This window comes from Noviherbaspirillum aerium (assembly GCF_008929045.1).
Classification (GTDB): Bacteria; Pseudomonadota; Gammaproteobacteria; order Burkholderiales; family Burkholderiaceae_D; genus Noviherbaspirillum; species Noviherbaspirillum aerium.
Window position 1 is genome coordinate 188,209 of the sequence record NZ_VFAH01000010.1, and the last position, 20,260, is coordinate 208,468.

A 20,260-nucleotide genomic window follows, 5' to 3' on the forward strand; every position below is an offset into this window, starting at 1 on the left:
AGCTGCGCAAGCAGGCCAATGCATGAGCAGTCATGCGCCGCCATATGCAGTCATGTGCCGCCATGAGCGTGGGCACCCAATGAGCACGGGCGGACATGCAGAGACGGGAAATAAAAAAGCCGGGCATCGCCCGGCTTTTTCGCGGGGAGACGCAAAGGTCTCCCTGGTTTGCAATGGCACTCAATTGCGCTTGATGAATCGTTCAGAAAGCCTGGCCATTGCGTCCTTCACCATCCCGTGTCATCAAGCGATGAGCGTGAAGTCGGCAACCGCCAGATCGGTCACGCCGGTCAGCGTAGCGATCTTCACCAGGCCGCCAGCCACTGCGCCGTCGAGGTTGTAGTACAGGTCGCCTGTGGTCTGGTCGAACACGATTTCCTGTGCAATCACGCTGGTTGCCGCGCTGACGAACACGCCCGAGCTGTTGAAGTCGCCGGCATTCAGGCCGCCTGCAACTGTGGACAGACCCGTGCCGCCGAGTGCCGCATCGATCAGTGTGAATTTCGAAAGCGACAGGACGATCTTGTCGTCAGTGCCCGCTGCAGCCGCGGTGTTGAAGCCGCTGATTGTCAGCAAGCCGCCCGACGGCGATACCTGGATGCTGTCAGCCACATTGAATGTGGAATCGAGCGCCACGTCGGCCGCCGACTTCGATGTCAGGCTCGATGCATCGAGCTTGAGCGCCATGCCGGCCACCGGACCGCCGATGTCTGCCGCGCTGTTCAGGCGGACTGTGACCTTCTCGATCTGTGTGGTCGAGGAAGCATGGTAGCTGTCTACCAGTGCGTCGATGACGGTATCGGTCAGTTCGAGATCCAGGGTCTGCGTCACAGCCTGGTCGTTGACGCCGGCGATGATGCCGATGTTGCTGATGTTCTCGAGGTCGCCAGCGGTTGCCGTGGCGTTATTGCGGATCTCGATGATGTCCGCGTTGGCATTGAACGTGGTTGCCAGATTGTCGACCGCGCCGCCATCGATCACGTTGCCGCCATTGATGTTGGCATCGGTGAAGATGAAACGGTCTGCAGTGCGCGATGCGCCTTCTTCACCGTTGTAGGTGAAGTGATTCTGCGCATTCAGGCTGCGTGCGTCGATGGTGACACCCGATTCCACCGCAGTACCGGCGGTCGAACCGGCGTCTTTGACATCGTTCGATGCATCGTTGTCGTTCAGGATGTTCAGCAGACCGGAGCCGTTCGCCTGAATGAAGTCATTGGTCAATGTCAGGTTGTAGGCATTGTCGCCCAGCAGCGTGCTGACGGGTGCGGCGGTCGTGCCGACGAGACGCAGGTTCTCGAAGCCCGAGACATTGGTCCACTCCGAGGAACCGATGGAGATGCGAACGCCGGAGCCGTCGATGACCAGCGTATCGGTACCGGTGCCGCCGGCAACGGTGTCGGCGATCGTCAGGCCGGCGCGGGTGTCGTTCAGGCGATCGAAGATGACGGTATCGTTGCCGCTGCCCATGGTGACCTTCTGCGCGCCCGTTGCGGAAGCGTAGTTGGTATCCAGGCGAACGATGACGTTGCCGACTTCAGCCGAAGCATCGACAGTCGCGGCACGCAGGCGAACCTGTGTTGCCACGCCGGATACGTCGAAGATGTGGCCGGCGCTTGCGTCCACTGTCGTGCCGGTTGTGTCCAGCGCGTAGAGGCCTTGCTGTATTTCGCCTGCGTCAGCGGTTGTCGCGTTCAGCGCTGCGGTTACGTCGCCGCCTGCGGTGTCAACGTCCAGGTTGAGGAACGTGCCTGCCAGACCGCCGGACAGCGTGACTGTGCCGGTGTGCTTTGCGAAGTTGTTCAGCTCGACGGAGTTGGACTCGGTGTCGTTGTCCTTGAGCGTGACGCTTTCGACGTTCTGCTTGACGCCTGCGACCACGTTGTCGAGCGTGAAGTTGAAACGCGCGTCGGTGTTGGTGCCTTCGTTGATCGACAGGCTGACCAGATCGTTCACGCCGGCGTCTGTCTTCAGGTTGGCCACCAGCGTGGTGTCTTCAACGGCGTTGTTGAAGGTGGTGCTGTGCTGGATGGTCAGGTTCGCAGCTTGCGCGGCGGTCAGGTTGTTGAAGGTTGCGACCTGGTCGCCGGCGATGTCGGCCGGTGCGGATGCCGCATTGTTCGAGCTGATGTTGCGCACGTTTTGCAGCACTGCATCGGGCAGCTTGTCGAAGTCCAGGGTGACGCTTGCATTGCGCATTTGCACGTCGATGTTCTCGACCTTGCTGACTGTGCCAACCACGCCGCCCTGATAGGCAACCAGCGTGTCGGTGCCGTCATTGCCGTTGATGGAGTCGCCAGCCTGGACGGTGTCGTTCAGGTAGAACACGTCATCGCTCTTGGTGCCGATGATGCTGACGTTCTGCACCACGCCGGATGTGTCGGCCTTGCCTGTGCTGAGCAGCGCATTGCCGACGTTGAGCGTCAGGCCCGCGGTCATAGCGGAACCGTCGATGGTGGCCAGACGGCCTTGTGCCTGTGCGATACCGCCGGCATGCGTGACGGCTTCAACGCCGGCTGCGCCGATGATGTTGTTCGTCGTGGCCAGTGTCAGGGCCTTGTCGCCGGTCAGGGTGATCTTGCCGTCGGTGCCGGTGTCCATCGGCAGGTTGACGGTGCCGATGGTGTTGCGGGCGCCTGTGCTGTTGATGGTGATCTGCTCGTAGCCGTTGAGGCCGACGCCGCGGGCAGCGATGCCGCTGGTGTTTTCGCCGATGTTGAGCGTGCCGACGCCGACGTTGCTGACGTTGAGCGCGCCGGTATTCGCACCCTTGAGCGCGTCCTGCGCGAAGGAGAACTCTACTGTGCCGCTGTGGTTTGCGTTGGTGTCGGACAGCGACAGCTTGGCCACGCTGGCGTCCATGATGTTGCCGACTTCGGCGCTGTTGATGGCTTGGGAAACGCGGTTGATGTTGACTTCCTTGACGCCGGTAGCATCCTGCAGATCGAGTGCAGTAACTGCAGCGCCCGAACCGGTGAACGCGACATTCACGGTCGAGATGTTGACGAGTTTTGGTGTGACGATGGTGCCGCCGTTGTCGTTGGCATTGCCCAGAGTCGCGTCCAGACGTGCATTCGCGCCTGCGCCAGTGAGTACATCCTCGTCTTGTAGTGCGTTAATACGGTCAGTGCCGCCCGGTGTGAAGACTTGGCCGGCCTTGAAAACGTCTGCTGTAGCAACATCCGTATTTTCAGTAAGAGTCCAAGTCGCCAACTTTTCTAAGCTACTGATTATTAAAATTAACTTCGGCTGCAATATATTCCATTGGTCACGCTTCCTACTTTCTTCCACTTTCAAAATTTATTCTTTCGATAAGAACATATCGAAATGGAAATTTTTTCGTGCTACCTTAGCGCCTTCCTTAAGGAAACAAGGCTTTAAGGAAAGATTAAGAATGCATACCGGAGTCCTTCCGTTGCCTTCATGACCGAGCGGCACAGTGTATCCCTGGAGCAGGGCCATCGCCCCGATGTATCGGCGGCGGCCAACATCACGAGAACAAGGCGCATGGCTGGCGCGCCGCATTTACAACACAGGCCTCGGTTGTTTGGCTGGTCTCAAGCCTGATCGCCTTGCGCGGTCTTAGCATGGCAAGGTCAGCATTGAAGTCAGCAGCGGTGAGGAGATCAGGGAGCCAATCGGCTTGCGGCATACACATACCGGCTTCGCGGGGCTCGAAGCAAACGGTCGGGATGCCGAACGCCAGTGTTTAATGAACGCGTCGCCATGCCCAAAAAACTGCTTGATCATAGATTCGTACAAAGCGCCGTCTGCCCCGAAGGCAAAGGCAAGATCGATTACTTCGACATGGGCTGCAAGGGTTTGCAGCTGGAGGTGCGCACATCGGGTGGCAAGACCTGGTATCTGCGCTACATGAACGAGCGCGGCAAGGTGCGCCAGCTGCGCATTGCCGATGTGCGCGACCTCTCGCTTGCCGATGCGCGCAAGCGCGCCGATCTCCTGCGCGGCAAGGTGGCAGTGGGGCAGGACCCGGCCGAGCAGAAGGAGGCGATACGGCGCGTGCCCACCTTCGAGGAATTCATCGAGAAGCGGTATATGCCTTTCGTGAAAGGCTACAAGCGTTCCTGGAAGACCGACGAGAGCCTGCTGAAGAATCACCTGCTGCCGGTGTTCGGCAAGCGCCATCTCGACGAGATCGGGCGGCACGAGATCATCGAGATGCATCACACGCGCCGGCAGGACGGCGCCTCGCCGGCCTCGGCCAACCGGCTGCTGGTGATGATGCGCTTTATCTTCAACCTCGCGATCAAGTGGGGCATTCCCGGCGTGAAGGCCAATCCGGCGTCGGGCGTGCGCATGCTGGAGGAGAACAACAAGCGCGAGCGCTATCTCAATGCGACGGAGGTGCAGGCGCTGTACGAGGAGCTGCGGAAGAGCGACAACCGCATGCTGCGCTTTATCGTGCCGATGCTGATCTACACCGGCGCGCGCCGGCGCGAAGTGCTCAGTGCGCGCTGGGAGGATATCAACATCGAGATGCGTTCCTGGCGCATCCCCATCAGCAAGAGCGGCAAGGCGCGCCATGTGCCGCTGTCTTCCGGCGTGCTGGAACTGCTGGAGAGCGTGCCGCGCTTTCATGAGTGCCCGTATGTGTTCCCCAATCCGAACACGCACAAGCCGTATGTGTCGATCTTTTATTCCTGGGACACGGCGCGGCGCAATGCGGGAATTCCCGATGTGCGGATTCACGATCTGCGGCACAGCTTCGCGAGCTTCCTGATCAATGCGGGGCGGTCGCTGTATGAGGTGCAAAGAATTCTCGGCCATTCGCAGATCGTGACGACGCAGCGCTATGCGCACTTGAGCAGCGAGACGCTCTTGGAGGCGGTGAACGAGGTGGTGAATCTGACCGGCTTGCGAAGCGGAGAGAGCGCGGGCCGGGGGACGGGAAGGGGGAACGGGCGACCTGTCTGACGCGGCGGAATAGCGCGGTTCGAAGATGGAACTCTGGCTGCATGAACGACACTCACCGCAGCCCTGTCGCTCATGCCTGCATGACAGCTTGCATCGCCTGATGCGACACGGGGAAACTTTTGCTTTTTCCCTTTGTTGGGTTGGCTCTGGCTCATTGTCCCGCTTCAAACCATCTGATCTTATGCCCGTGTCGGCAGCTTGCCGGCAATGTCGAGCCCGGCACGGGGAGCGGTCCGCTTTGAAAGCCGGCGCCCGGCGCTTTCAAATCACCCGCGCAAGCGAGCCATGGAACTTGTTGCCCGGTGGTGCCACTCACTCTATCAAGTGTTTGATTGAGTCCTTGTTTCGACGGGACCGCGTTATTTCGCAAGGAGGTGAAAGTATGGCGGACGATACCGATATAAGTGCTGGCGCAAACGATTACTATCGCGCCATGGCCGCGATGGGGAATGCCGCTGCGATGAACAATCTTGGAGTGAGTTATGAAAAGGGACGGGGCGTGCCGCAAGATCTCGACAAGGCGGTGGAATGCTACAGGTCCGCGATCGAAATGGGAAACGCGTGCGCCATGTTCAATCTGGGATTGATGTATGAAGAAGGCCGCGGCGTGAGAAAAAGCCTGGCAACAGCCGCGGAACTCTATTGTCGCGCCGTGGCTCTTGGCAACGTCGATGCCATGGTGAATCTGGGCCATATGCTGGACAACGGCATCGGGGTGCCGCCGAATAACGCGAAAGCCTATGAGCTTTATCTGATGGCTGCGGAAAGGCATCACCGCGTGGCGATGTTCAATCTGGCGATGATGTTTTTCTACGGTCGAGGCACGGAAATGAATCTCGACGATGCGGACTTCTGGCTTCGCAAGGCGGCCGAGGCCGGGCTTTCCGAAGCGAGTCATTTCTTCAGCATGGCAAAGTGCCATTCCCCTTCCGATTCGCATACCGATTTCACCCTGCACTGACATTGCCAGCCGGCGGAGGGACGGGCGGTGCCCTCTCAAGCGGTTCGTGCGCATGAGTCGCCGGAGCTGGAACGGCATGCCCGGCGATGGCATGACGCCTGAGAAGGTTCCGATCGCATGGAACTCTGCGCCACGCGAAGCGACACACGATACTTTTCCTTTCCGGTCATTCGTCGCATGCAATCAACCAGTCGTGTCGCTTCTCCCCAACCCCGCAATACCGTTCCCGCCGGTCAGACGGATGATCCGGCGAGGGCGCCCGCACGTGTTGCCAGGCCCCAGCAATGGAGCCTGGGCGGTTTGCCATCGAGTCAACGCGCCAGGGTGACGGTGACATGAAGGTTGATCCGCCCCCGGCGTGCGCATGAACGAGGAGAACAACCAGCGCAACCAGCGCAACCAGCGCGAACGCCGGAATCATCGCGACCGCGCAGGTTGCCGCCGGGCCCGCATCGCGGGAACCAGGGCACTCCGCGAAACCACCTACTAGACAGTATTTCCCTACTTGCCCAAGAGCTGGTTTGAAAATCTACTGCACGGCCTGACTCCGGCGCTGCGGTGCCAGGCGTACATGCGTGCGTTCCTCGTGCCGGGCGCCAGCCGCTCACTACCGTTTTCAAGCAAGACCGAAGCAATCTTAAAAACCTGGAGCACCTGTCAACATGCCGCTTGCCGCGCTGTGTCAGGCGAGGCCGCGATCGCGTTCTTGCCGCACGCGCGCACCGATTTCACCGGTGCATCCCGCCGGCGTGATGTTGATAGGGGCTCTGCATGTCAACTGACAAGGAGCCTTATGAAATTCCGAATGTCGCAACTTATTTCCATCGCCAGCTTCGCCGCCGCGGCGGCAGGACTCGCCGCCTGCTCGTCGGGCAGCGATCCGTCCGAACAGCATGCTGCGATGACATCCGAGCAAAAGTCGGCCATGCAGAAGCAGCAGGTGGTTGAACTGCTCAAGAGCATCGAAACGGGTGACACCAAGCCGGTTTCCTACATCAATCCGAATAAATATATTCAGCATAACCTGGCGGTGGGCGATGGCCTGGCCGGGTTCGGCGAGGTGTTGAAGCAGCTTCCGAAAGGCAGCGCGAAGGTGAACACGGTGCGTGTCTTCGGCGACGGCGATTATGTCTTCGCGCACACGGACTATAACTTCTTCGGCCCGAAGATCGGCTTTGACATCTTCCGCTTTGAAGACGGCAAGATCGTCGAACACTGGGACAATCTGCAGGAGACGCCTACCGCGCCCAACCCGAGCGGCAACACGATGCTCAATGGCCCGACCGCTTCCAAAGACCTGGAAAAGACGCAGAAGAACAAGGACCTGGTGCGCCAGTTCGTCGACGACATCCTGGTCCATGGCCGCATGGAAAAGCTGACTTCCTATATCGAGGGCGATAACTACATTCAGCACAATCCGCAGATCGGCAACGGCCTGTCCGGCCTGTCCATCGCCTTGCAGGCCATGGCGCAGCAGGGCATCACGATGAAGTACGACCGCATTCACAAGGTCCTGGGCGAAGGCAATTTCGTGCTCACCGTCAGCGAAGGCAGCTTCGCGGGGAAATGGACGTCATACTATGATCTGTTCCGTGTCGAGAACGACAAGATCGTCGAGCACTGGGACACCATCGAAGCGATCCCGCCCATGTCGGATTGGAAGAACAGGAACGGCAAGTTCTGAGCCTGAACAAGGCAGCGCAGGCGAGTGACGGCGGCGCGCCGTCCCTTGCCGGCCTACTGCCTCTCCGCCTCCCTGCCTCCTTGCCTCCCCGCCAGTCTGAACATCATGACTTGGGTTGGGTATCAAACACCAGCCATGCGCACGTCTTCCATTGCTCAACAATATTCAGCCCCGGCAAAGCCAATGCCGGATACTGATTTATCTTTCCACGCATCCCCTGGAGCGCTTTCATTCTTGCCAGACCAGAGTGTTTTCGGCTTGACTGCTCCAGTCGGGACGAAAAAAGCACTAGGCAAGCCGGCAGAAACTCTTTAACAAGATCCGCTGCATTTGTTGGTGCATCCGTATTTCGTTTCCCTCGTCCTTAAATGGGAGAGGAGGAGGGTGACGAAGATGATCGGCGATCGGGACGCTGCCGGATCCGGCGCCATGGCCTTTGAATCAGCCTGACTTGTGCTAAACCATGACGAATCGTTTTCTTGGCAGACTTTCCTCGCACGTTCCGTCCTTGCGTCGGACCGATCGTGCCGCCGCCGCCGACGCCAACGCGCCCGAGCCCGTATCCAATGACAGGGCGCCGGAGCATGAACATGCGTCCACGAATACGCGGCGCTATTCCGAGAAACTGCAGGCCTTGCGCCACCGCGGAAAGAACATGGGCATCGCCTTGTATGCAAGTGCCCTTCCGCATTCAGCCATCGCTCAGAAAAGACAAGCCGACCGCGAGCTCAAGCGCGTCTGGAGCCGGTGGGCGCAGGAGGATCCAGCGCGCGCGCCGGGTGCGCCAGCCGAGCGGCGCGGGGAGGCGCTTGCGCGCGTACTCGCATGGCGCAACAGCAAGCACCGCCCCGATCATCTTGACCTGACCAACCTTGGCCTGACATCGCTGCCCGCGGTGCTGCCCGCCGTGGCGAGGCTTTATGTGGCCGGCAATCCGCTGCAAAGCGGGCCGATGGAGCCTGAAGGCACGACCGTCATTTTCCATGCGCCGGCAGCGGCCGCTCCCGGCGGGCCTGCGCAAGTGCGGGAGAAGCGGGAAACACTAGAGGCATGGCAGGCATGGGCAGCGGCGCTGCCGCCGGATCATCCCCAGTCCGCCCGCAGAAGCGAGGCACTGCAGCGCGTGGATCACTGGTATCGATCCATCCCGCGTCCGGCCCGCCTGGACCTCAACGGACTGGACCTGGCGGAATTGCCGCCGCGCTTTCCGCCGGTTCGGGAGCTTGATCTGGCGAACAACCATTTCACGACGCTGCCGGCGCTGCCTGATTCGGTGACGCGGCTTGATGTCAGTCATAACCCGAACCTGCGGACCGTGGGCACGCTTGCGGGCGGGTTGCAGGAGCTTCATGCAACGATGGTGCCGCTGGAGGGCAGCCTGACGCTGCCGGATACGGTGGAGCGGCTGCATCTGGATTGGGATGGCGCAAATGCGCCGCCGCGCATGGTCATGGCGAACTGGCCGGCGGCTCTCAAGGTGGCGCGATTGGCGAATCGCCAGCTTGGGCAGCTTCCGCCAGGCTTGCCCATCGGATGCGAGGAGCTGCATCTTGCCGGCAATGCGCTCAAGGAGGCTCCCGATGCCGCTTTTCTCCCATTTCATACGAGCATCAGGCATCTTGATCTTGCGAACAATGCCATAGGTGATATTGCGGCGCTTCCCGAAAAGCTGGAATCCCTGAACGTGTCGGGGAACCGATTGCTGAACCTGCCGCGGATTCCCCCCGCGCTGACCCGTCTGCATATGGCCGGGATTGGAGCCTACTGGCTGCCTGCACTGCATCATGGATTGCAGGAGCTGAACGTCAGCGGCAACAACATCGAGTCCCTGCCGCCGCTACCTGCGACGCTTCGTATCCTGAACGTCGCGTCGAATCGGCTGCAGCGCCTGCCGCAGCTTCCGGCGACCATCACCGAGCTTGATGCAAGCAATAACGCTCTGCATGAACCCCTGGTTCTGCCGACAGGCCTGATTCATTTGAATGTCAGCAATAACCAATTGAATGCCTTGCCGGATGTGCGCCGGATGGAAGGGCTGCGTATGCTGAATATCAGCGCCAATGAGTTCGAGCAGCTGCCCGCGCTGCCGGAGGGCGTGGAGAGACTACTCATGTCCTTCAATAGGGTCGAAGCATTGCCGGCGGAATTGCCGACTACGCTGATCGAGCTCAATGCCGCAGCCAACCAGCTGCGGACGGTAGCGTTTCTGCCGCCGAATCTGAGGCGAATCGATCTCAGCAACAATCAGCTGTCGTCACTGCCGGATTTTCACTGCCAGTCGGTCGACCTTGCCGTTGTCGATAACCGCCTGAGAAGTTTGCCTGCGTGCGTATTCGCACTGGATAGAGAGTCGAGAGTGACGCTGTCGCTCAATCCGATCGATGCTGCCACTTTCGAACAGATTCAGGAGGTAAGGGGGCGACGCCACCGACGCCCTCGCTTGGCGCTGCCCCACATCGATTTTCACCCCAGCTTAGGCCAGATGGTTTCGTACTGGTCGCCAGCAAAAAAGCACGATGACGCTCACGAAATATGGCGGACCGCGCGCGGTACGGAATGGACGACATTCCGCGATTTTCTCGTCAAGCTGCATGGCACGGCGTTCTACCGGGATCCGAACCTGCGCGGAGGCGTGGCGGAATGGCTATCCCGCCTTGCCGAGGATGAGGCGCTGCGGGAACAGTGCATCCAATTGAGCGTGGAGGCACTGGGCCATTGCGATGATCGCATTACGCTCTCCTACAACAAGATGCGCATGGCCGCCATCGCCACGGATGTCAACAGCGGAAGGTACGATCAGGATTTGCCGGCGGCGATGCGGCTTGCACGAAGCTGGTTCCGCGTGGAAGAACTGGAACGCATCGCGTATCGAAAGATCAACGAGCAGGCAGCCGCGCATGAGAGGTGGCGCGAGACGGCGGCTCCGGGAGCGGAACCGCCGCTCCACAGGCGGCCTCCAGATGATGTCGAGATTTACCTGGCGTATGTCGATGAGTTTTACCGCGAACTTGATCTGTTCATTGGTGATGGCGGCATGCTGTACAGGCGCAGGGCGAATCTGACGCAGGAGGATTTTGATGCGGCGCGGAGGCAGATCAATCAGGCGGAACGGGACAACTTCGTGAATTTTCTGGTCAGGGAGTGGGCACCCTGGGACGCGCTGCTGGAGCGGAGGGATAAAGACAGCCATGAAGCTGCGCACGACAGGATCGACACTCTGGTAAGCGATGGCACCTATATGGAAAGAATCCGCCGGCGCTTGCTGGACATGGGCATCGATGAGCGGGATACCTCGGTATGGAACGACGCGGAAGCCCGACTGGGCAAGGTGGTCAGCGATGAGATCAGGCAGGAAGCCTTGATTCCGCTGACCCGGGATTTTCTGGACAGGAATGGCTTGCTCCATCTGCTCGATGCACCGACGTTGACGGACGATGCCCGGCCAGTGGCCAGCGGCAGCCGCACCGGTTAGGAGCAACTGGGAAACGGCAAGCAACAAACGACAAACAAATCAAGCAAAAACAAAGCGGAAGAACGGTCTTCCCGGTTTCGCCATGAATCACGAAGCCGGGAAGACCGTTTCGTTATGGCCGGAGCCGTATGCGGCCGGCCCACGGAACTGCGCTGCGCATCCCTGCCTTGCTCTGCGTCGCTGCCTGCCGACGTTGCCGCCGTTGCCAACGTTGCCAACGTTGTCGACGTTGGCATTTTGGCGACCACGCCATGAAAAAAGCCGTCCCGTCGCTGGTCGCGAGGGGACGGCTTGCAGCAGGAGTCGAAAGCCCGCTTCCGTGGAGGCGGGCCGTTCTTGCCGTTGTTGCCGTTAGCGCTTGTGGCCGATGAAGCCGCCGATGATCGATACGCCGGAAGTGGCGTTCGACAGGGTCATGGTGCCGGCGATTTCGGCAGGGCCGGGGTGGATCGTGCCGGCATTGAAGACCGGGCCGAAGTAACGGCCGCTGATGCCGCCGGTCAGCGAGCCCGCAGCCGCGGCGCCTGTCATGTAGTTGGCGACGTTGGTGCCGGCCGCGCCCATGGCGATGGTGGTCTGGAACGATGCGGGCACGGGTGCGCCGGCGGCGTCATTGCGCACGGTGTTCTGGAACACCAGCGTGGCCTGGCGGGTAGCGAAGTCCACGGTGATGGTTGCCGCGCCCCGGAACGGATCCGGGTCCAGCGCCGGATTGCTGCTGTACCAGCCATAGACGATGCCGGTGTAGATGGCCGTGCCGGAAGTGGGAACGGCTGCCGGATCCGTCACCTCGCCGAAAGCGGTGATGCCGCGGCGGTTGGTGTTGTGCTCGTCGATGCCCGAGCCGCCGGTCCATTCGGCCATGGTGACGGTGTCTTGCGTGACCCAGGTGCCGAGGTTCGCATAGCGCATGCTCCAGGTATCGAGATCGCGGTAGCCCTTGGAGCCGGGGAAGGGCACGCCGATGCCGGTGCCGCCGTCCAGCCATGCCGGCGTGGCGCCGGGGAGCGCGTTGCCGGCGTGGATGTCGCCGTCATTGTGCAGGCGGGTCGAACGGGTGTAATCCGGTGCGTTGCCGCCGACACGCCAGTCGCCGGCAATGCGCACGATGCCGGGTGTTTCGAGATTGCCGCAATTGGTCTGGCCGGGAGCGCAGCGCGAAGGTTCGGCGCGCGGGAAATAGGTGTTGTTCGCATAATTGCCCTGCGTGGCCGCTCCGCCCCGGGTCGCGAAATCGTAGAAGCCGAGGTCGGTGCTTGCCGGCAGCGTGGTCGCGGTCAGCGCGCCGGTGGGCGTGAGGCCGGCGCGGCCCTGCGCGGTGCGGAAGGTTTCCACGATGGTGGGGCGTTCCGTCCTGCCGTCCCAGGAGATGCCGAAATTGTTGAGCACCATGGCGCTGGTCAGCACCGTGCTGCCGGCATCCTTGCTGACGCGGATGTCTGCCACGCCGGTGGGGATGGCGATCGGGGCGAAACCGGTGGCCGTTGCCCGGTTGACGATGGGGTTGGCGAGGTCATTGGTCGAACGGCCGTAGACCTGCACGCCCGAGCTCAGCAGCGAAACGCCGTTTTCATTGCGGATGATGCTGTTGCCGGAGCACTGGAAGATCGGACCGTCGGGGCAGGTCATGACCATCGATGCGGTCGCCGCGACCGGGGCCGGCGATCCGGCTGCGCCAGGTGCCGCGGGTGTCGTCGGTGTCGTCGGCGCGGCGGGTGTGGTGGGTGTCGTCGGTGCCGCCGGCGCGGTCGGTGTCGTTGGTGTCGTTGGTGTGGTGGGTGTCGTGGGAGCCGCCGGTGTGGTTGGTGTGGTCGGTGCCGCCACGCTGCCGCCGTCGCTTCCTCCTCCGCCGCCGCATGCAGCGAGTACGCTGATGGCAATCAGCGCCGAGCCCAGCGATTTGATGTTCAAGTCGTTCATCTTCATACCCGTGTCTCCCTAATGTCGAATGTCCTTGCATGTGTAATGAAAGGCAAGGTCGCAGCCGTATGGCCGAAGTGGTTCATCGAAATGTCCTCCGTAGCGATGGTGCGCGATGGTGCGTCTTGCAATGAAAATATCGGATGTCTTCAAAGGTTTTACTTTTGCCGTTGCTCAATGCATCGCAATGAAATGAGCACGCATGCCGTGCACGCCGGGGGTGCATGGCATTAAAGGCAAGAATACCGATTGAGGCGCGGATAGATTGAAGAACTCGATGCTCGCTTGAGTGCTATCAACGGGGTAACCAGGTGTATCCGGTGCAATGTAGATAAGCCGCAACGCGGCATGACGCAAGTCAAAAAACAGGACGCAGTCATGCGGCGGCCAAATCCAGCGCGTTTTCGTACTGACCGGCCTGGTTCTAACGGCAAGCCTTGATCATGCGCTTTAGGCATGTCCATTAAAACAATGCCTGCGCCGAGCTTGCCGGAGCGCTTGTTGATGAATGCACAAATGCAATGCTGCGCCGGATAAATATTGTTTCCGTATGGGGAAACTGTTCGTGCCGGTCGCAGGTCAGAAACGACTTCCGGTCATGCGAGGCCTCGGGAGAAAGAAGACAAGGAAGAGGGAGCATTCCGTCGGTCTTGCCGTCCTGATCACGTTGCTTTTGTGAATAAATAGCAGTTTCACAGTACTTTTCCCCGACTTTGGCGCAAAAACCATGGTTTTTCGTTCTTCCAAGAAAAACTGTGGTACGTCGAATTTCGCTGTGGTAAGCTTCCTCAAATGTGATCACCGTCACATTTTTCGAATGACAACGAAGCAGTGTTCAAGTTGGCAGGTTTCGATGAAGGGGCGGTGTCTGGCGGCATGGGGCCGGTCCATATCCTGGTTTTCAATCTGATATCGATGGTTCCCGCGCCGCTTTGTTCTTCATGGATATATCTGCCCATCCGGCATTCACCAGCGCGTCAAATCCTAGATGAAATCTAAATTACAACTTCCCAACAACGAAATTGCCCAGGCGCTTGTCAGCTTCAAGGGTGCGTTTCGGACCGTCGGCATCTTCAGCGCGATCATCAACCTGATCATGCTGACGCCGTCGATCTACATGCTGCAGGTGTACGACCGCGTCCTCCCGAGCCGCAACGAGATCACCCTGCTGATGCTGACGCTCATCATGCTGGGGGCGTACATCTTCATGAGCGCGCTGGAATATATCCGCAGCTTCGTGCTGGTTCGCGTCGGCGCCAAGCTCGACATGCAGCTCAACAAGCGCGTCTACACGGCGGCGTTCGAGCAGAACCTGCGCCGCGGCGGCGGCAACGCCGGCCAGGCCCTGCAGGATCTGACCAACCTGCGCCAGTTCCTCACCGGGAATGCGCTGTTCGCCTTCTTCGATGCGCCCTGGTTCCCGATTTATCTGATTGTCATCTTCCTGTTCGAGCCTTCGCTCGGCGTGTTCGCCCTGGTCGGTACGGCCATCCTGGTGGCGCTGGCCTTCATCAACGAGAAGGTGTCCAAGAAGCCGCTCGGCGAAGCCAACGCATTGGCCATCGCGTCCTCGAATCTCGCCACCAACAACCTGCGCAACGCCGAGGTGATTGAATCCATGGGCATGCTGCCCAACCTCATGCAGCGCTGGTTCAAGCTGCATGGCCGCTTCCTGCAGCTGCAGGCGGAAGCCAGCGAGAAGGCCGGCATCGTCACGGCGATCACCAAGTTCTTCCAGACTTCGCTGCAGTCCCTGGTGCTCGGCTACGGCGCGCTGCTCGCGGTGGAAGGCAAGATCACTCCCGGCATGATGATCGCCGCGTCCATCCTGATGGGCAAGGCGCTCGGCCCGGTGCAGCAGGTGATCGGCGTCTGGAAATCCTGGAGCAGCACGCGCAGCGCCTATCAGCGCCTGAACGAACTGCTCACCAACAATCCTCCGCGCGCCGCCGGCATGGAGCTGCCGAAGCCGCAGGGCCAGCTGACGCTGGAAGCCGTGATGGCGGCGCCCCCGGGCTCGCCGGTCGCGGTGATCAAGGGCCTGAGCATGGGTATCCAGCCGGGCGATGCGCTGGGCGTCATCGGGCCGAGCGGTTCCGGCAAGTCGACGCTCGCCCGCCTGCTGGTCGGCGTGTGGCCGGCCGCCTCGGGCAAGGTGCGCCTGGACGGCGCCGACATCTTCCAGTGGAACAAGGATGAGCTCGGCCCTCACATCGGCTACCTGCCGCAGGATGTCGAACTCTTCGGCGGCACCGTCAGCGAAAACATCGCCCGCTTCGGCGAAATCAATGCCGACAAGGTCATCGAAGCGGCCAAGCGCGCCGGCGTGCATGACATGATCCTGCATTTCCCGAAAGGCTACGACACCGTCCTCGGCGACGGCGGCGCAGGCCTGTCGGGCGGCCAGAAGCAGCGTATCGGCCTGGCCCGCGCCATGTATGACGATCCTTCCCTGATCGTGCTCGACGAGCCGAACTCCAATCTCGATGACGTCGGCGAACAGGCGCTGGTGAACGCCGTGATGGATCTGCGCCGCCGCGGCAAGACCATCGTGCTGATCACCCACCGTACCAGCGTCATCGGCGTGACCAACAAGCTTCTGCTGCTGCGCGACGGCGTGGCCCAGATGTTCGGTCCGACCAACGACGTGCTCGCCGCTCTGCAGCAGCAGGCGCTGCAGGCACAGCAAGCCCAGCAGGCGCAGCTGGCGCAACAGCAGGCCGCCCAGCAGCAGGCAGCCCAGCAGCAGGCAGCCCAGCAGCAGGCCGCCCAGGCGGCGCAACAACAGGCAGCCCAGCAGGCTCCGGCGCCGCAGGCAGCCCCGGTCGCAGCAGTCGCAGCAGAACAGGAATAACGCATGAAACTTCTGAAAAGCAAAGAGGCGACCGAAGTCGTCTCGCATGACGTATCGCCCATCGACATCGATACCGATCCTACGCGCCATGCCCGGCTGGGCTGGCTGATCGTCCTGCTGGGCGTCGGCGGCTTCCTGCTGTGGGCGATCCTGGCGCCGCTCGACAAGGGCGTGCCGGTCAGCGGCACGGTTACCGTGTCGAGCAGCCGCAAGGCGATCCAGCACCAGACCGGCGGCACCATCGAGCAGATCCTGGTCAAGGAAGGCGATGCCGTGAAAGCGGGCCAGCCGCTGGTCAAGATGAATGACGTGCAGGTCAAGTCGGCCGCCGAAGTGACCCGCGTCCAGTATTTCACGGCACGCGCCACCGAGGCCCGCCTGATCGCCGAGCGCGACGGCAAGAAGACCATCGAATTCCCCGCCGACCTGGAAGGCGCGAAGAGCGATCCCCGCGTGGCCAACAACATCATGCTGCAGCAGCAGCTGTTTTCTTCGCGCCAGTCTTCGCTGCAGAGCGAGCTCGCCGGCGTGGATGAAAGCATCGCCGGCCTGAAGTCGCAGCTGAGCGGCCTCAAGGAAGCGCTCGACAGCCAGAAGCAGCAGCAGGTGTTCCTGAAGGAACAGCTGTCGGGCATGCGCGATCTGGCCAAGGACGGCTACGTCGCCCGCAACCGCCTGCTCGACCTGGAGCGCACCTATGCGCAGATCAACGGCGGCATTTCCGAGAACATCGGCAACATCGGCCGCACGCAGCGCCAGCAGGATTACCAGAAGGAAGTCCGTTCCCAGCTGACCGAAGTGCAGAAGGAAGCCGAGGCGCTCGAGAACCGCTTGAAGAGCCAGGACTTCGATCTGCAGAATGTGATCGTGCGTGCGCCGGTCGACGGCACCATCGTCGGCATGAACGTGTTCACCCAGGGGGGCGTGGTCGGCAGCGGCTTCCGCATGATGGACCTGGTGCCGGTCGATGATCCGCTGATCGTCGAAGGCCAGGTGCCGGTCAACCTGATCGACAAGGTGCATCCGGAACTGGCGGTGGAACTGATCTTCCCGGCCTTCAACCAGAACACGACGCCGCATATTCCGGGCGTGGTCACGCAGATTTCCGCCGACCGCCTGGTCGATGAGAAGACCGGCCAGCCGTACTACAAGATGAAAGCCATGGTCACGCCGGAAGGCAAGAAGCTGCTCAAGGATCACCAGGTGCGCGCCGGCATGCCGGTGGAAGTCTTCGTCAAGACTGGCGAACGCACAATGATGAATTACCTGTTCAAGCCGGTCATCGATCGCGCGAAGACATCCCTGAGCGAGGAGTAAGCGTGGCGGTAAAGAACAAGAAACGCCTGCTGGCGGCGGCGGTCGCCGCCGCATTGCTGGCGCAGGCCGGACAGGCCTCGGCCATCGGCCTGGTGCAGGCTTATGAAGCGGCATTGCAGAACGATCCGACCTACCGGTCTGCGGTGCACGAGAACGAGGCGGGGCAGCAGAACCGGATTCTCGGGCGATCCAATTTGCTGCCGAACGTGGCGGCGAATTATTCGACGTTCAAGAACAAGGGTGAATTGACGGAGCCTGGCCGCCTTGGTCAAACGACCAGCGATCTGGACTACAGAAGCAATTCCTCCGGCGTCTCTGTGCGCCAGCCCTTGTTCAATCTGGATGGCTACGCCCGGTACAGGCAGGGCATTGCGCAGACCAACTACAGCGATGCGATCTTCAGCGCGCGCGGACAGGACCTGGTGATCCGCCTGGTCAGCGCCTATGCGGAAGCGAAGTACACCGAAGACCAGCTTGCGCTGGCGACGATACAGCGCGATACCTTCGCCGAACAGCGCAAGGTGAACGACCGCATGTTCGAACGGGGCGAAGGCACCAGGACCGACATGCTGGAAACGCAGGCGCGCTACGACCTGGCCGAAGCGCAGCTGATCGAGGCGCGCGACAACATGACCACCGCCCGCAACAACCTGGCGGCGATCGTGGGCATCGATGTCACCCAGCTTGACCCGCTGGGCGATGACTTCCGCGTCAAGCCGATGGAGCCGGCCTCCTTCGAGGAATGGAAAGCACTGGCGCTGGAACGCAATGCCGAGATCGGCGCGCAGCGTTACGCGGTGGAAATCGCGGAGCAGGAAATCAGGAAGGCCCGTGCCGGCCATGCGCCGCGCGTCGATCTTATCGCGCAATACAACAAGAGCGGTTCGGAAACGGTAACCTCGCTTGGGCGGGAATCGGATGTGCGTGCGCTCGGCGTGCAGGTCAACATCCCGATCTACTCCGGCGGCGCGGTGAACGCATCCACCACGCAGGCGGTCGCCAATCAGCAGAAGGCCAGATCCGATCTCGATGCCAGGACCAAGCAGGTGCTGGTGGAATTGCGCAAGCAGTTCGACCTGCTGCTGAGCGGCGCGTCGCGCATCAATGCGCTGGTCAAGTCGGTGAACTCGGCCCGCCTGCTGGTGGAGGCGACGCAGCAGAGCGTGAAGGGCGGCGTGCGCATCAACCTCGATGTGCTCAATGCGCAGCAGCAGCTGTACACCGCGCAGCGCGATCTGGCCCAGGCCCGCTACAGCTATCTGATCAGCTATCTGCGCCTGCGGTATGCGGCGGGAACGCTGAATGCGGACGACCTGCATACGGTGGCGTCTTATTTTGCGCCTGGCGGGACCAGCTACGCGATGCCGGTGGGGCCGGGAACGGCGGACAGGCTGTCGAAGACTTCGTATGATCTGGTTTATCCGAAGGCTACGAAATAAGCGCAGCCGTGAAGTGACGAAGGTAATAAGAACGCCTGCAGCAATGCAGGCGTTTTTGTTTTGGCATGCCGGTAGTGCAGGCCTCCGTGCCTGCACAAAGAACCTTCGCCTGGAAAGTGGATTGTTGAACTCTCATCTCTCCGTGGAGGCTTTGCCGGGACTGGCCCCGGCGGGCCACCGACGTTTTTGCTTCTCCAAAAAAGCAGGCAAGAAAACGACCCCGATGCCCCTGCAGGGTTCCCGAAAGAGCGCAGCACCAAGCGGGAAGCGCAGAAACTCGCCTTCGGCTCAGACAATCCGTGCTTCTCTATCCGATTGGCGCTGCGCTCTTTAGGCGTAGGCAAGGGCGATAGCCTCTTTGGTATCTGCATGACATGTCTTGCCCACCCAACAATAAAGAAGGAACCCCTCTCCCGCAGGCGGGAGAGGGGCAGGGGTGAGGGGGCTAGCAAAGCCGCATGAGGTCTTGTGATTTCTCTCATCCGCACCTCTTGCTCCGCGCCTGCCGGCGAAGATAGCCGGGCTCCACCAGCGTCACTAACACAAGTTCAAAACATCTCAGAACATCATCGTGCCGGCACTTTGCACCTGGATAAACCCCAACCCAACAAAAAAGCCGGCCCGTCATCAACGGCGCCGGCTTTCTCATCAGATCATCCAAACCGCCATCAGGCCGCCTGCGACTCCTGCGTCTCCCTCATTTCCTTCCTGCAATGCGGGCAGGAGCGGCCGGGAATGTAATACGGCGACAGCTGCTCGCGCGGCGTCACCACGGCGCGGCAGGCGAAGCACTGCTTGGTGTCGGTGGCTTCGAGCTGGGGGTTGAGCGCGGTGCGGTAGTCGAAGACGAAGCAGTCGCCCTTGTAATGCGCGCCGCCGACTTCCTCGAAATACTTGAGGATGCCGCCGTCGAGCTGGTAGACGCTGTCGTAGCCGACGTTCTGCATGTGGATGGCCGCCTTTTCACAGCGGATGCCGCCGGTGCAGAAGGTGACCACGGTCTTGCCGTCGAGCTCGTCCTTGTGCCTGGCCACCACGTCCGGGAATTCGCTGAATTTCTCGATGCGGTAGTCGATGGTGTTTTCGAAGGTGCCGACATCGACTTCGAAGGCATTGCGGGTATCCATCATGACCACCGGCCTGCCGTTGTCGTCATGGCCCTGGTCGAGCCAGCGCTTGAGCGTCCTCGGATCGACCGCCGGCGCGCGGCCTTCTTCCGGCTTGATCAGCGGATGCTTCATCGTGATGATCTCGCGCTTGAGCTTGACCAGCATCTTGGTGAAGGGCTGGCGGTCGGAAAAGCTTTCCTTGACTTCGATATCGGCAAAGCGCGGATCCGAGCGCAGGAAGGCGAGGAACTTGTCGATGGGTTCGCGCAGGCCGGCCAGGAACAGGTTGATGCCTTCCGGGCTGAGCAGGATGGTGCCCTTCAGGCCCAGTTCCTCGCACAGGTCGCGGAACTGCGGACGCTTTTCGGCGGTGTCGTCGAAGGTGATGAACTTGTAGGCGGCGATATTGACGTAGAGATTGCTGGACTGCATAGGCGAATGGAGAGGATAAGTCTTTGATTTGCCGACATTATAAACGCTCGACGGGGCGAGGCGGTAATGGTTTTGACGCGCTTTTGACGCGCTCCCGGGCAGCATTTTTCGCTCGGAGTGTCCTCGGAGGGCCGTTTGTC

General features: G+C 60.9%; 11 protein-coding genes. 7 read left to right on the forward strand and 4 right to left on the reverse strand.

Annotated elements, in window-relative coordinates:
- Window positions 1–243: 243 nt before the first annotated feature.
- Entirely contained in the window at window positions 244–3,210 is a 2,967-nt protein-coding gene (locus FH061_RS16300; protein WP_151636894.1) for a beta strand repeat-containing protein, read from the reverse strand.
- A gap of 513 nt (window positions 3,211–3,723) precedes the next feature.
- Between FH061_RS16300 and FH061_RS16305 the strand changes: the two genes are divergently transcribed.
- The 4 genes from FH061_RS16305 to FH061_RS16320 all read left to right on the forward strand — a co-directional run bounded on the left by FH061_RS16305 (window position 3,724) and on the right by FH061_RS16320 (window position 11,049).
- The gene (locus tag FH061_RS16305) at window positions 3,724–4,932 is read left to right on the forward strand and encodes a site-specific integrase (protein WP_151636895.1); all 1,209 of its coding nucleotides are present in this window, start codon (window positions 3,724–3,726) and stop codon (window positions 4,930–4,932) included.
- Between the two features lie 238 nt (window positions 4,933–5,170).
- Window positions 5,171–5,893 (forward strand): tetratricopeptide repeat protein, encoded by a 723-nt coding sequence (locus FH061_RS16310; protein ID WP_192805097.1) that lies wholly within the window; start codon window positions 5,171–5,173, stop codon window positions 5,891–5,893.
- Window positions 5,894–6,698: 805 nt separating this feature from the next.
- Window positions 6,699–7,577, forward strand: coding sequence for a nuclear transport factor 2 family protein (locus tag FH061_RS16315; RefSeq protein WP_151636897.1), 879 nt, complete (start codon window positions 6,699–6,701; stop codon window positions 7,575–7,577).
- Between the two features lie 463 nt (window positions 7,578–8,040).
- On the forward strand, window positions 8,041–11,049 hold the full coding sequence (locus tag FH061_RS16320) for an NEL-type E3 ubiquitin ligase domain-containing protein (RefSeq protein ID WP_151636898.1): 3,009 nt from the start codon (window positions 8,041–8,043) through the stop codon (window positions 11,047–11,049).
- A 351-nt stretch (window positions 11,050–11,400) separates the two neighbouring features.
- Here FH061_RS16320 and FH061_RS16325 read toward each other — a convergent pair whose 3' ends face one another.
- Both FH061_RS16325 and FH061_RS30505 read right to left on the reverse strand, forming a co-directional pair.
- Window positions 11,401–12,975 (reverse strand): HupA family protein, encoded by a 1,575-nt coding sequence (locus FH061_RS16325; protein WP_151636899.1) that lies wholly within the window; start codon window positions 12,973–12,975, stop codon window positions 11,401–11,403.
- A 457-nt stretch (window positions 12,976–13,432) separates the two neighbouring features.
- Window positions 13,433–13,777: a hypothetical protein gene (locus FH061_RS30505; protein ID WP_192805100.1), complete on the reverse strand. Its 345-nt coding sequence runs from the start codon at window positions 13,775–13,777 to the stop codon at window positions 13,433–13,435.
- Window positions 13,778–13,957: 180 nt separating this feature from the next.
- Between FH061_RS30505 and FH061_RS16335 the strand changes: the two genes are divergently transcribed.
- From FH061_RS16335 to FH061_RS16345, 3 genes are read left to right on the forward strand one after another with little or no spacing between them, the layout of a single operon-like run.
- Window positions 13,958–15,823 (forward strand): type I secretion system permease/ATPase, encoded by a 1,866-nt coding sequence (locus FH061_RS16335; protein ID WP_151636900.1) that lies wholly within the window; start codon window positions 13,958–13,960, stop codon window positions 15,821–15,823.
- A 3-nt stretch (window positions 15,824–15,826) separates the two neighbouring features.
- Window positions 15,827–17,140 carry an HlyD family type I secretion periplasmic adaptor subunit gene (locus tag FH061_RS16340; protein WP_151636901.1) on the forward strand — a complete coding sequence of 438 codons (1,314 nt, stop codon included), beginning with the start codon at window positions 15,827–15,829 and terminating at the stop codon, window positions 17,138–17,140.
- A 2-nt stretch (window positions 17,141–17,142) separates the two neighbouring features.
- A complete protein-coding gene (locus FH061_RS16345; RefSeq protein ID WP_225984702.1) occupies window positions 17,143–18,579 on the forward strand; it encodes a TolC family outer membrane protein in 1,437 nt (478 codons plus the stop codon).
- A gap of 668 nt (window positions 18,580–19,247) precedes the next feature.
- On the opposite strand, the gene FH061_RS16350 is transcribed toward FH061_RS16345, so the two are convergent.
- The gene (locus tag FH061_RS16350) at window positions 19,248–20,120 is read right to left on the reverse strand and encodes a sulfurtransferase (RefSeq protein WP_151636903.1); all 873 of its coding nucleotides are present in this window, start codon (window positions 20,118–20,120) and stop codon (window positions 19,248–19,250) included.
- Between the last annotated feature and the right edge of the window lie 140 nt (window positions 20,121–20,260).